This is a genomic window from Acidisoma sp. PAMC 29798 (assembly GCF_030252425.1).
GTDB lineage: Bacteria > Pseudomonadota > Alphaproteobacteria > Acetobacterales > Acetobacteraceae > Acidisoma > Acidisoma cladoniae.
This window is the reverse complement of sequence record NZ_CP126994.1, coordinates 2,961,296-2,974,395: the sequence shown is the minus strand read 5'-3', so window position 1 is coordinate 2,974,395 and position 13,100 is coordinate 2,961,296. Positions and strand designations below refer to the sequence as shown.

At 64.1% G+C, this 13,100-nt stretch carries 12 protein-coding genes; all 12 read left to right on the top strand.

The genetic code is table 11. From position 1 onward, the window contains the following. Positions 1 to 4 precede the first annotated feature (4 nt). The 12 genes from QP803_RS14310 to QP803_RS14255 all read left to right on the top strand — a co-directional run bounded on the left by QP803_RS14310 (position 5) and on the right by QP803_RS14255 (position 13,050). The gene (locus QP803_RS14310) at positions 5 to 763 is read left to right on the top strand and encodes an amino acid ABC transporter ATP-binding protein (protein WP_434082922.1); all 759 of its coding nucleotides are present in this window, start codon (positions 5 to 7) and stop codon (positions 761 to 763) included. After that, the gene (locus QP803_RS14305; RefSeq protein WP_284944142.1) at positions 760 to 1,467 is read left to right on the top strand and encodes an amino acid ABC transporter permease; all 708 of its coding nucleotides are present in this window, start codon (positions 760 to 762) and stop codon (positions 1,465 to 1,467) included. The genes QP803_RS14310 and QP803_RS14305 overlap by 4 nt, the downstream gene beginning before the upstream one ends. Beyond that, positions 1,464 to 2,159 (top strand): ABC transporter permease subunit, encoded by a 696-nt coding sequence (locus QP803_RS14300; protein ID WP_284944141.1) that lies wholly within the window; start codon positions 1,464 to 1,466, stop codon positions 2,157 to 2,159. Before QP803_RS14305 ends, QP803_RS14300 begins: the two co-directional genes overlap by 4 nt. Before the next feature lie 85 nt (positions 2,160 to 2,244). Beyond that, positions 2,245 to 3,504, top strand: coding sequence for a sarcosine oxidase subunit beta family protein (locus tag QP803_RS14295; protein ID WP_284944140.1), 1,260 nt, complete (start codon positions 2,245 to 2,247; stop codon positions 3,502 to 3,504). 10 nt (positions 3,505 to 3,514) lie between these two features. Next, the gene (locus QP803_RS14290; protein ID WP_284944139.1) at positions 3,515 to 3,796 is read left to right on the top strand and encodes a sarcosine oxidase subunit delta; all 282 of its coding nucleotides are present in this window, start codon (positions 3,515 to 3,517) and stop codon (positions 3,794 to 3,796) included. Continuing rightward, positions 3,793 to 6,717, top strand: a complete 2,925-nt coding sequence (locus QP803_RS14285; RefSeq protein ID WP_284944138.1) for a sarcosine oxidase subunit alpha family protein — start codon at positions 3,793 to 3,795, stop codon at positions 6,715 to 6,717. Before QP803_RS14290 ends, QP803_RS14285 begins: the two co-directional genes overlap by 4 nt. Beyond that, positions 6,710 to 7,225 carry a sarcosine oxidase subunit gamma gene (locus tag QP803_RS14280; RefSeq protein WP_284944137.1) on the top strand — a complete coding sequence of 172 codons (516 nt, stop codon included), beginning with the start codon at positions 6,710 to 6,712 and terminating at the stop codon, positions 7,223 to 7,225. Before QP803_RS14285 ends, QP803_RS14280 begins: the two co-directional genes overlap by 8 nt. A 115-nt stretch (positions 7,226 to 7,340) precedes the next feature. Beyond that, the gene (locus QP803_RS14275; RefSeq protein WP_284944136.1) at positions 7,341 to 9,449 is read left to right on the top strand and encodes a putative bifunctional diguanylate cyclase/phosphodiesterase; all 2,109 of its coding nucleotides are present in this window, start codon (positions 7,341 to 7,343) and stop codon (positions 9,447 to 9,449) included. A gap of 44 nt (positions 9,450 to 9,493) precedes the next feature. Next, positions 9,494 to 9,931, top strand: a complete 438-nt coding sequence (copM, locus tag QP803_RS14270) for a CopM family metallochaperone (RefSeq protein WP_284944135.1) — start codon at positions 9,494 to 9,496, stop codon at positions 9,929 to 9,931. Between the two features lie 105 nt (positions 9,932 to 10,036). Next, a complete protein-coding gene (panS, locus tag QP803_RS14265; RefSeq protein WP_284944134.1) occupies positions 10,037 to 10,990 on the top strand; it encodes a ketopantoate/pantoate/pantothenate transporter PanS in 954 nt (317 codons plus the stop codon). Positions 10,991 to 11,039: 49 nt separating this feature from the next. Continuing rightward, entirely contained in the window at positions 11,040 to 12,518 is a 1,479-nt protein-coding gene (locus QP803_RS14260) for a DNA-3-methyladenine glycosylase 2 family protein (protein ID WP_284944133.1), read from the top strand. After that, positions 12,502 to 13,050 carry a methylated-DNA--[protein]-cysteine S-methyltransferase gene (locus QP803_RS14255; protein ID WP_284944132.1) on the top strand — a complete coding sequence of 183 codons (549 nt, stop codon included), beginning with the start codon at positions 12,502 to 12,504 and terminating at the stop codon, positions 13,048 to 13,050. Before QP803_RS14260 ends, QP803_RS14255 begins: the two co-directional genes overlap by 17 nt. The last annotated feature ends 50 nt before the right edge of the window (positions 13,051 to 13,100 follow it).

Genomic DNA, 13,100 nt, shown 5'->3' with positions numbered 1-13,100 from the left:
CCCCATCGTGAGCGTGAACGAGGTGTTGCCCGCCATCGTATTGGACGGCGTAAACACGTCTTTCGGTGCGCACCATGTGCTGCGTGACCTGTCCCTCACGGTCGCGACCGGCGAGCGCGTGGTGGTGTGTGGGCCCTCCGGCTCGGGTAAATCTACCATGATCCGCTGCATCAATGGTCTGGAGCGTCATCAGACTGGGCGGATCGTGGTCGATGGCGTCGTCATGACCCATGATGCCAGTTCGCTGCGGAAGATCCGCCAAGAGGTCGGCATGGTCTTCCAGTCCTACAATCTATTCCCGCATCTCACGGTTTTGCAGAACTGTATTCTGGCGCCGATGTCGGTGCGCGGCATGAAGCGCCGCGCGGCCGAGGCTTTGGCGATGGAGTATCTGGAGCGCGTTAAAATTCCCGAGCAGGTGCATAAATATCCGGCGCGCCTTTCCGGCGGACAGCAACAGCGCGTGGCCATTGCCCGTGCGCTCTGCATGCAGCCGCGCATCATGCTCTTCGACGAACCAACCTCGGCCCTCGATCCTGAAATGATCAAGGAAGTTCTGGATACTATGGTGGAATTGGCTGGCACCGGCATGACCATGATCTGCGTCACGCATGAGATGGGTTTTGCGCGCCAGGTCGCCGACCGCGTCATCTTCATGGACGACGGTGAGATCGTGGAGAGCGGGGCGCCGGCGGAATTGTTCGGTGCGCCGAAGACAGAGCGTTTGCAGCGCTTCCTCAGCCAGATCTTACGGAGCCATTGAATTTCCTGGACCCCATGATGGGCGGATATGGCGGCCAGTTCGCCGCTGGCATTCTGCTGACGCTGGAAGTCTCGTTCTGTTCCTATGCGGCAGGCATGCTCTTCGGCATGCTCGGCGCGGCCGCCAAACTCTCCCGATGGCGGGCGGCGCGTGTCATCGGCGGCAGCTATACGACCATCGTCCGCGCTCTGCCCGAACTGCTGTTGCTGCTCATCGCCTTCTATGTTCTGGCCGGTGAGGTTTCGGGCCTCGCGGCGGCGGTCGGCCTCGTGCCTGCGGATTTTAGCTTTAGCCCTTTCCTCGTCGCGATCGTTTCGCTCGGCTTCATTCAAGGCGCCTATATCGCCGAAATTCTGCGCGCCGGCGTGCTTGCCGTTCCGCGCGGCCAGAACGACGCTGCGCTCGCCTTGGGCCTGTCTTTCTGGGTGCGATGGGGGCGCGTCTTGGTGCCCCAGGTGTTGCGCCATACGCTGCCGGCGCTCGGCAATGTCTGGCTCAATGCCACAAAAGACTCGTCTCTCATCAGCGTGCTCGGGGCCTTCGCCGATGTCGTGAAGGTCAGCAGCTTCGCGGCCGGCGCCACCAAGCAGTATATGCTGTTCTATGGCTTGGCGGCGCTGTGCTTCCTGGTCATCAGCCTGATATCGATGGCGCTGCTCGGCATGCTGCATCGTCGCAGCCGTCGTGGTCTGCACACGGCATGACCTTTTCGCTCGCCTTCCTGCTCGCGCAGGTGATGCCGCAATTGATCGCGGCCATTCCGATTACCTTGGAACTGACGGCCATCGCCGCCATTGGCAGTGCCATTCTTGGCGTGCCCCTGGCGCTTGCCCTCGGCGCGCGACGGCGGCTGACGCGGTGGCCGGCCTCGGCCTATGCCCTGGTCATGCGCGGCACGCCGCTGCTGGTGCAGATCTACATCATCTATTACGGCTTCGGCTCCCTGGTTCCCGGTCATTGGATGCGCCATAGCTGGGCCTCGCCGCTGCTGCGCAATGCTTTCTGGTATGGCGCGGTCGCTCTCATCCTCAATGAGACAGCCTATGTCGCTGTCATTCTACGAAGCGGCCTCGACGGCGTGCCGCCGGGCGAGCGGGAGGCTGCGGCGGCACTCGGTCTGTCGCGACGCACCGCCTTTCTACGCGTGGTCTTGCCGCGCGCCCTCATGATCACCTTGCCGACCTTTGGCAACGAGCTCGTGCTCCTGCTCAAATCTACCGTTCTTGTTTCGACCATTACGATCTTCGATGTCCTTGGAGCGGCCAATCTCATCCGGTTTTCGACCTTGCGCGTGTTGGAGCCTTTGCTCGGCGCTGCGATTGTCTATGTCGTCTTGGTGGGTGCGATCAGCCTCATGACTCTGGCGATCGAACTGCGTCTCAAGCGCATGCGGTAGTGGCTTGGCGGATAGCGATACGCTCGACCATGCCATTGCCTCACATCATAAACTTTCGTTATATCCACCAAAGGCAAGGCTTCGCATGAGCGCCGACCGCTATTCCGTCTTTTCCCTCCTGCGCGAAGCGCTGCGTGGCCAGACAGGCTGGAAACCGGCCTGGCGGGATGCCGCGCCGCAGAGCGCTTACGATATCATCATCGTCGGTGGCGGGGGCCACGGCCTGGCGACGGCCTTCTACTTGGCCAGCCGCTATGGCGCCAAGAAGGTCGCCGTCGTCGAGCGCGGCTGGATCGGCGGCGGCAATGTCGGGCGCAACACCACCATCATCCGCTCCAACTACCTGCTGCCGGGCAACGTGCCCTTCTACGAACAGTCGATGCAGCTTTGGGAAGGGCTGGAACAGGACATCAATTACAACGCCATGGTCAGCCAGCGTGGCGTGCTCAACCTGTTTCACTCCGATGCGCAGCGCAATGCCTATGTCCGGCGCGGCAATTCCATGCGTCTGCAAGGAATCGATGCCGAGCTGCTCGACCAGACAGCGGTGCGCGCGATGCTGCCCTTCCTCGACTATGCGAATGCGCGCTTTCCCATCCTGGGCGGCTTGCTCCAGAAACGTGGCGGCACGGCGCGGCATGATGCGGTCGCCTGGGGCTATGCCCGCGCCGCCGACAGGCTGGGCGTGGACATCATCCAGAATTGCGAGGTCACCGGAATAACCATCGAGCAGGGCCGCGCCGTTGGTATCGACACCACGCGGGGCGCGATCAGGGCCGGCAAGATCGGCCTCGCCTGCGCGGGCAATTCTTCCCGCGTCGCGGCCCTCGCCGGGCTGCGGCTGCCGATCGAAAGCCATGTCTTGCAGGCGTTTGTGTCGGAGGGGCTGAAACCCTTCATCGATGGCGTCATCACCTTCGGGGCCGGGCATTTCTACATCAGCCAGTCCGATAAGGGCGGCCTTGTCTTCGGCGGCGATATCGACGGCTACAATTCCTATGCCAGTCGCGGGAATATGCCGGTGATCGAGGATGTCTGCGAAAGCGGCATGGCCCTGATGCCGCGCATCGGCCGCGTGCGTATGCTGCGCCACTGGGGCGGGGTGATGGATATGTCCATGGACGGCAGCCCGATCATCGATCGTACGCCGATCGATGGCCTCTATCTCAATGCCGGCTGGTGCTATGGCGGGTTCAAGGCGACGCCCGCCTCTGGCCTCTGCTTCGCGCATCTTCTGGCGCGGGATGAGCCGCATCCGGTCGGAACACTGCTGCGCCTCGATCGCTTCGCGCGTGGCGCGGTGGTCGACGAAAAGGGCGTCGGCGCCCAACCGAACCTGCACTGACGAGGCCGCCATGCGCATCCCCTGTGTCTGCTGCGGCGACCGCGGCGTCGATGAATTCTCCTATCTCGGTGACGCGACGCGCCATCGCCCGACGGATGGCGGCGCCGTGCCCACCGCCGCGTGGTCGGACTATGTCTATCTGCGGGACAATCCGGCCGGCCCCCACAAGGAACTCTGGTACCACGGCAGCGGCTGCCGGTCCTGGCTGGTGGTGACGCGCGATACCCGCACTCACGCCATCCTCGGCGTGGCCTTGGCCCGCGATGTCGCGCTTGCGAGGGACGCTTCATGACTCAGCCTTTTCGGCGCGCCGAAGGCGGCCTCATTGACCGCACCAAAGTCGAGACTTTCCACTTCGACGGCCGGGCCTTGGCCGGTCATCCCGGCGACACGCTCGCCTCCGCTCTTCTCGCCAATGGTGTTCGCCTCGTCGGGCGGTCGTTCAAATACCATCGCCCGCGCGGCATCCTCTCCGCCGGACCCGAGGAGCCGAATGCCATCGTGGAGTTGCGCGACGGTGCGCGGCGCGAGGCCAATACCCGGGCGACGATCGCTGAGCTTTATGACGGTCTTGTCGCCCGCAGCCAGAACCGCTGGCCCTCGCTCGGCCTCGATCTGCTGTCGATCAATGCCGTGGTGGCGCCAATCCTCGGCGCCGGCTTCTACTACAAGACCTTCATGTGGCCAGCGTCTTTCTGGGAAAAACTCTATGAACCGCTGATCCGCCGCGCCGCCGGCCTCGGCCGCGCCGCCGATGAAGCGGACCCGGACCATTACGAGAAGGCAACCGCCTTCTGTGATGTGCTCGTGATTGGCAGCGGGCCAGCCGGCTTGATGGCGGCGCTGACCGCAGGCCGCAGCGGCGCGCGCGTGATCCTGTGCGAGGAGGATTTCCGCCTCGGCGGTCGGCTGTTGAGTGAGCGTCTGACCCTCGATGATGCGCCCGCGCTCGACTGGGTCGCGCAGGCGGAGGCTGAACTGGCCGCGTTGTACGAGGTGGTGGTGATGCGCCGCACATCCGTCTTCGGCGTTTATGATGGTGGCACTTATGGCGCGTTGGAGCGGGTGGCCGATCATCTGCCGGTGCCGCCGCCGCATCAGCCGCGCCAGCGCCTGTGGCGGATCGTCGCCAAGCGATGCGTTTTGGCGGCAGGCGCGATCGAGCGGCCGGTGGTGTTCGAGGGCAATGACACGCCCGGCGTCATGTTGGCCGGCGCGGTGCGCGGATACCTCAATCGCTACGCGGTCCTGCCCAGCCGCACGGCCGTGGTTTTCGCGAATAATGATGACGCCGGCCGGACGGCAGCGGATCTCACCGCTGCGGGGGTGACCGTGGCGGCCGTAGTCGACTCGCGATCGGGCAGCCTCGTGACGCGCGCTTCCGGCGGGCGTGGCCTCCGCGCGGTCGAGATCACCCACGCGACCGGGCGGCGCGAGACTGTGGCTTGCGACCTGCTCGCCATGTCCGGCGGCTGGAACCCGAGCCTTCATCTCACCACGCATTTCGGTGCGAAACCGGTCTATGACGCGGCGCTCTGCGCCTTCCTTCCCGGCCAGTCGCCACCGGGCATGAGCGTGGCCGGTGCCGCCGCTGGTCATTTCAGCACGGCCGATGCGCTTGCGGATGGTGGGCGGCTCGGCGCCGCCGCCGCGACGGAGTGCGGCTTCGTGAGCCCTGAGGCGCTGCTACCGAAGGCCGCGACCGAGACCACAGGCATCGCGCCGCTGTGGCATTCGGGCGGGAAACTCTCGGGCAAAGCCTTCGTCGATTTTCAGAACGATGTCACCGCCAAGGACATCAAGCTCGCCGAGCAAGAAGGTTTCCGTTCTGTCGAGCATATGAAGCGCTACACGACCCTCGGCATGGCGACCGACCAGGGCAAGACCTCCAACGTCAATGCCTTGGCGATCATGGCGGAACTGACCGGACGTTCCATCCCCGACACGGGCACGACGCTGATCCGCCCGCCGGTGCAGCCCGTTGCCATCGGTGCTTTCGCCGGTCACCACCGGGGGCGCGAGTTCAGGCCCACACGTCTTCCGCCGACCCATCAATGGGCGGTGGAGCAGGGCGCCGTCTTTACCGAGGCCGGCCAATGGTTGCGTGCGCAATGGTATCCCCGCGCGGGCGAAACCGGTTGGCAGGAGACCGTGAACCGCGAGGTTCTGGCGGTGCGCAACGCCGTTGGCATCTGCGATGTCACGACCCTCGGCAAGATCGATATCCAGGGGAGCGACGCGGCGGAGTTTCTGGAGCGGGTCTATACCAATGCCTGGAAGAGCCTGGCGGTCGGTCGCGTGCGCTATGGGCTCATGCTCCGCGAGGATGGCTTCGTCTTCGATGACGGCACAACGGCGCGTCTGGACGAGACGCACTATGTCATGACGACGACGACCGCGAACGCGGCCGGCGTCTTGCAGCACCTCGAATATTGCCATCAATGGCTTTGGCCTGACCTCGATGTGCAGATGATCTCGGTGACCGAGCAATGGGCGCAGATCGCGGTCGCCGGACCGCGCGCGCGGGATTTGCTGCGCCGAATTGTGGACGCAACCACCGATCTCTCCGATGCCGCGATGCCGTATATGGGTGCCGCCGCCATCACCATTATGGGCGGGTTGGAGGCACGGCTGTTTCGGATTTCCTTTTCGGGCGAACTTGCCTACGAACTCGCAGTTCCGGCCGATCATGGCGATGCGCTGGTCCGCACGCTGATGGCTTCGGGCAAGGACTTCGGCGTCACGCCCTATGGCACCGAGGCGCTGGGCGTTCTGCGCATCGAAAAGGGGCATGCCGCCGGCGCGGAGTTGAATGGTCAGACAACCGCACATGATCTCGGCCTCGGGAAACTTGTTTCGAGCAAGAAGGACTTCATCGGTCGTGCGATGGCGTCGCGGCCTGTGTTGACCGATCCTGCGCGGCCGACCCTTGTGGGTCTCCGGTCTGTCGATCCTGCGGTGTCGCTGCCTGCGGGCGCGCATCTGCTGCCACGGGGCGTGGCGGGCGTCGCGGCACATGACCAGGGGTGGCTGACCTCGACTGCATGGTCCGCGACCCTCGGCACTTGGATCGGCCTTGGTCTATTGGCGCATGGGCCATCGCGCCATGGGGAGATCGTGGCGGCGCATGATCCGCTGCGCGGTCGTGTCATCGAAGTGGAGGTCGTCTCGCCGGTCTTTGTCGATCCGAAGGGAGAACGCCTCCGTGGTTGAGTCGTTTCAGGATGTCACGATTGAGGAGCCGAGCGGCATCGAGATGGTGAGTCTCACGGCCTCTCGTGCTGGCGTCGTGCCGCTGTCGGATGCGGTGCGGGCCAAGTGGGACCTGGAATTGCCCACACGACCGAAGCGGATCGAAGCGGGTGCGCTTGCCTTTATTTGGGCGGGACCTGATCGCTGGCTGGTGACCTCCCCTTCCACGACGAACTTGGCGGGCGAATTGCGCGCGCATCTCGGCGCGCTTGCAGCGATAACGGATCAGGGGGCGGGTCGTACGACCTTTCGCGTCTCGGGCGCTGGCGCGCGCGGTATGCTGGCGACGCTGATCGGCATCGACCTGCATCCGAGAGTCTTTGTGCCTGGGGATACGGCTTTGACGAATGCCGCGCATATCAACGTCCATCTTTGGCAGATCGACGACGCGCCAACCTATGACATCATCGTCTTCCGCAGCTTGGCCGCCAGCTTCCGCCGTGCCTTGATGGGTCTCCAGTCTCACTGAGACTGAGGGCGGGGTCCCGCCCCGGGGGGCTTGATCTATCGCTGATTGCGTTTTTGCATCCTTCGGTAGATATTCAACCGAAAAGAACGGTAGTGCGCTCCTTGCAAAGTCTCAGATGACGTCGTCCGATGCGGGCTCTGGCCCAAGCTCGCGCTCCGCGCGTGAGGCGAACGACCTAACCCCTATCGCTAACCTCACCGCCTATGGCGTTGTCATCACCGACAGCGCGGGGGCTGTGCTTTGGGGCAATGCGGGTCTTGAGCGCGTCGCCGGCGCGACGGCGACGGACGCGATCGGGCGGCCGCTCATCTCCCTTTTTAAGGTTGATCGCCACAATACCGAAGCGATCGCGGGTCTCTCGTCATCGATCGCCGCGCTGCAACCCTATTCCTGTGAGTTGGCTGGCTTAGGTGCGGCCGGCTCAGGTGCCGCTGGGGGGTCGCTGTGGTTGAGTATCGATCTTCAGCCCGTCCTATCCAATAACGTGAATGGCGGCGGAACGACACTCGTCGCCTTCATTCGCGACGTCACGGATGCCGTGGCCAGACGTCAGGAGATCATGGCGACCAATCGGCGCCTCACTCTCGCGGTCGAGAGCGCCCATATCGGGTTGTGGGATTGGAACGTTACAGACGATCTTTTTTGGACCAGCCACGAATGGTGGGCCTATCTCGGCTTTGCCCGGCCGCAGGACATGATCGGTGATGACGTCGCCGACCGGATGATACATCCTGATGACCTGCCGCAGGTCCGGGCGAACCGACAGGCCTTCTTCGCCGAACGAAAAGACCAGCTCGTCAACGAAATGCGACATCGGGACGGTGCCGGTCGCTGGCGTTGGGTCTTATCAACTGGGCGGGTCACGCAATGGTCTGAAAACGGAACCGCAGAGCGGGTCAGTGGCGTCTATATCGACATCGACGAACGCCGTGCCGTCAGTGAACGTATCGCATTCGCGGCGCATCATGACCCCCTGACCGGCCTGCCCAATCGTGGTGAGATGAGGAAGCATCTGGGTCATGCACTGAAGCAGTCGACGCGGTCGGGTGAGCCCTTCTGGGTCTTCGTGCTCGACCTCGATCGCTTTAAGGCCATCAACGACACATTCAATCACAGCACCGGGGACGCGATTCTGAAATCCGTCGCGGTCCGTATTCAATCGGCTGTCCGCGATGTCGACATCGTCGCGCGCCTGGGCGGCGATGAGTTCGCGATTCTGGTTCGTGCCGATCGTGAACATCATGCGGTGTCAACGATGATCGCCGATCGCTTGCTTGAGGTCGTGCGACAGCCGTATCGCATTAATGGCATGATGATCGATCTGAGTGCGAGCATCGGAATCGCGAAGGCGCCCGACCACGGTTCGGATCCGGATACTTTAATCCGCAATGCGGATACCGCCCTCTACAAGGTCAAGGCCAACGGCAAGAACGACTACCGGTTCTTTGATGCGGATTTGGAAGCGGAATCCACGCGCCGCCGTGAGGTTGAGGCTGAACTGCGCGAAGCGCTCGGCCGCGGCGAGTTCGAGTTGCATTATCAAACCATCACCGCTTTGGCAGCGGGGCGGGTTGTCGGCGTCGAGGCGCTTTTACGGTGGCGGCACGGTGTGCTCGGCCTGGTCTTTCCAGATCAGTTCATTCCGGTGGCCGAAGAATCCGGCCTGATCGTGCCGATTGGTGATTGGGTGATTAAGCAGGCCTGTATGGACGCGAGGAACTGGCGGTCAGACATCACCGTGGCCGTCAATGTGTCTGCGGCGCAGCTTGGTCGGGGCAACCTCGCCGCGACCGTGACGACGGCGTTGCAAGCATCGGGTCTTGAGCCCCATCGACTGGAGCTTGAAGTCACCGAATCGATCTTCCTCCGTGATGACGCGATGATGCTTCGCGATCTCAGGCACGTCAGCGACATGGGCGTACGTCTTGTGCTCGACGATTTCGGAACAGGCTATTCGTCGCTTGGCTATCTGCGCCGTTTGCCCTTCAACAAGATCAAGATCGATCGGTCGTTCATCGCCGATCTCGGAAGCGATCCGCATTCATCCGCCGTCATTGTGGCGGTGACCAGCCTCGCCCAAAGCCTCGGTATGGCGAGTGTCGCTGAGGGCATCGAGACGGAGGATCAGGCCAAGATGGTAACGGCTGCGGGATGCGATCTCGGGCAGGGCTATCTCTTCAGTCGGCCGGCCCCTGTCGCGGCATTGCAGTTTTTGTCCGGCTGAGCCTTTCAAGCGCCTGACCGTCCCCTCAGCTTCCTGCGTCGCCGGTGGCGCTGGACCTTCCCATAGTGGCAAGCCCTATGCTCGGCTCTTCTTACAGAAGGAAACCGACTATGCGCCTTTTGCCCCTCGTTTGCGCCGCCCTGTTGATCGCTTCACCGGCCTTTGCTCAAAACGCGATGTCATCCATGCCGGGCATGTCCACGCCGGGCATGAACGCACCCAGCGCTGCCGACCGCGACATGATGGCCGGCATGGCCAAGATGAACCATGCAATGAGCAGCGCCCCGATGACCGGCAACCCGGACCAGGATTTCGTCGCGATGATGCTGCCGCATCACGTGGGCGCTGTGTCCATGGCAGAGGTCGAGTTGCGCTACGGCCGCGACCCTATCTTGAGGCGGATGGCGAAGGACATCATCGCCGCGCAAAACCAGGAAATCGCCGAAATGCGCCGCTGGCAGGCGCGCCATCCGGTCCATTGAGCGGGGCAGGGGCGCCTATTTCGGTAAGCTGAAGGGGCCCGAGCCGCTCGATCAATTCAGGCGCATGGGTTAGACGGCAATATTATTGCGCCTAAGGATATTGCCGTGCGAACCATCACGCGCCTTTTTCCGCTTTGGGCTTTGCTCATCGCCATTCTCGCCTTCATGGCGCCGCCGGTCTTCAAGCCGCTCGGACCTTGGGTCACCACGCTGCTCGGCATCATCATGTTCGCCATGGGCATGACGCTCACGCCGGCCGACTTCAAGCGTGTGGCGAAACAGCCGGCGCCGGTCGCGGCGGGCATCGGGCTGCATTACCTCATCATGCCTTTGGCTGCTTGGCTTATCGCCAAGCTGCTGCATATGCCGCCCGATCTCGCCGTCGGCATGGTGCTGGTGGGCTCGGTCGCCAGCGGCACTTCCTCGACCGTCATGGTCTATATCGCCAAGGGCGATGTGGCGCTGTCCGTGACCATCAGCGCGGTATCCACGCTGGTGGGCGTGGTCGCGACGCCGCTGCTGACGCGGCTGTACGTCGATGCCGGCATCGCGGTGCCTGTGCTGAAGCTGCTGCTGAGCATCGTCCGCATCGTGCTCATCCCGGTGGCGCTGGGCGTCATCGTCAATGTCGTCGCCCGCCGCCCTGTGCGACGAATCGAACCTGTGCTGCCCTTGGTCTCGATGGCCGCCATTCTGCTGATTATCGCGGCCGTCGTCGCAGGAACGGCGAAAAGCATCGCCCTGGTGGGACCGCTCGTGCTCGTCGCCGTCATTTTGCACAATGCAGTCGGCCTTCTCGGCGGCTATTTTGGTGGCAAGCTCCTGGGCTTCGATGAGCGCATTTGCCGCACCCTCGCCCTCGAAGTGGGCATGCAAAATTCCGGCCTCGCAGCGACCTTGGGCAAGCTTTATTTCACTCCGATGGCGGCCTTGCCGGGCGCCATCTTCTCGGTGTGGCATAATTTGTCCGGTTCGCTTCTGGCGGGCTGGTGGAGTGGCCGACAGGTGAAGGTGGATGCCGAGGCTGCGGCTGCGGCGGAGATCGCGGCCGGGCGTTGATGTCCGAAAACGGCGAGCGGAGGGCGGCGCGGGCGGTTATGATCCCGCCATGCTCACCACGAACACCCTCGACCCGGAGATTTGCTACCGCGCCTTGCTGACGCGGGATGCCCGTTTCGACGGGCAGTTCTTCACCGGCGTGCGCACCACCGGCATTTATTGCCGTCCGGTTTGCCCCGCTACCACACCTAAGCGCCAAAACATCACCTTCTACCGCAGCGCTGCCGCCGCTGAGGTGGCGGGGTTTCGCTCCTGCCTGCGCTGCCGGCCGGAGCGCGCACCCGCCACCGCGCCGGCCAATCGCGTCATGGACCGCGCCATGGCCATCATCGCCGAGGGCGAGAACGAGGATGGCGACAGCCTCGCCGCCCGTCTTGGTTTGGGGGAGCGGCAATTGCGTCGGCTGTTCGCGACCCATCTCGGCGCCAGCCCGAAGGCCGTCGCACAAACCCGCCGCAACCTGCTCGCTCGCCAATTGGTGACCGAAACCGATCTGCCTTTGACCGAGGTTGCCCTGGCTGCCGGCTTCGGTAGCCTGCGCCGCTTCAACCATGTCTTTGTCTCGCTTTATGGCCAGGCGCCGAGCGCCATGCGGCGCGGCACGCGCCGGCCGACCGATAAGGGGCTGACGCTCAGCCTGCCCTTCCGGCCGCCCTATGATTGGCTGGGCATGATCGCCGTGCTGACGGCCCATGCCATTCCGGGCGTCGAAAGCGTCACGCCCGATTGCTATCGCCGCATCATCACCCTGGGCGGCCATCATGGCACCGTGGCGGTCTCGCCCCTCGGCCCGACCAGCCTTCAGGCGCGAATCGATTTCCCGGCGATCCGCTTCCTGCCGCGCATCGTCGCGCGTCTTCGCCGCATTTTCGACCTTGGGGCCGACCCGGCGCCGATCGATTCCGTGCTGGCAGAAGACCCGGCCATGGCGCCTTTGGTCGCCGCGCGACCGGGCCTGCGGGTGCCCGGCGCCTGGGATGGCTTCGAACTCGCCGTGCGCGTGATCCTCGGCCAGCAAGTCAGCGTGGTCGCTGGCAAGACGCTCGCGGCCAAGCTCGTCACGCAATTCGGCACGCCGGTCGAGACCGGCATTCCGGGCCTGACCGGTCTCTTTCCCAGTCCCGAACGCTTGGTGGCGGAGGCGGAGACGATCAGCCTGCACCTCAATATGCCGCGCGCCCGCGCGGCAGCGATCGTCAATCTCGCCAAGGCGGCGGCGGATTCGCCTGGCTTACTGGAGCGCGGGGAGGGGCTGGATCTGTCGATCCGCAGCCTTTGCGCCATCGGCGGCATCGGTCCCTGGACCGCAGGCTGCATCGCGCTGTTTGCCTTGAGGGAGCCGGATGCCTTTCCGCCCAAGGATGTCGGCCTGCAACGCGCCCTTGGTCTGAACGACCGCGATCTCATGGCTCGCGCCGAGGCGTGGCGCCCCTGGCGGGCCTATGCCGCGATGCACCTCTGGATGGTGGCGCTGCGGCTGTCGCCCTCTCCCGCCCTCGAAAGGAAGACTGATGAACCTGTCGCTTGATCGCTTCGAGTCGCCCCTGGGCGAGATCCTGCTGGTATTCGCGGGCGATACCCTGCGTGCCCTCGATTTCTGGGATTACGAGCCCCGGATGCAGCGCCTGCTACGCCTGCATTACGGCAGCGTCGTGCTGACCGAGGCGCCGGCCCCGGCTGCGATCGCGCAGCCCCTTCGCGCCTTCTTCGCGGGCGACTGGGAGGCGCTGAATGCGATTCGGGTGGAAACCGGTGGCACAGCCTTCCAGCGGGAGGTTTGGGCCGCTTTGCGCCGCATTCCCGCCGGGCAGACCGTGAGCTACGGCCGTTTGGCTGCACAACTCGGCCGCCCCGCAGCCAGCCGGGCTGTGGGCCTCGCCAACGGTGCCAACCCCGTTGCTATCGTGGTGCCCTGCCATCGGGTCATCGGCGCCAATGCCGCGTTGACCGGGTATGGCGGCGGGCTGGCCCGCAAAGCCTGGCTGCTAGCGCATGAAAACGGCTCAAGGTCGGCTCTACCACTTTTGGTTGCTCTTGACGCTGTCGGGGCTGTGGCATGACATCTCGCTGCGCACCATGCTGCGGTCGCGAACGGTGAGGAGATACGATC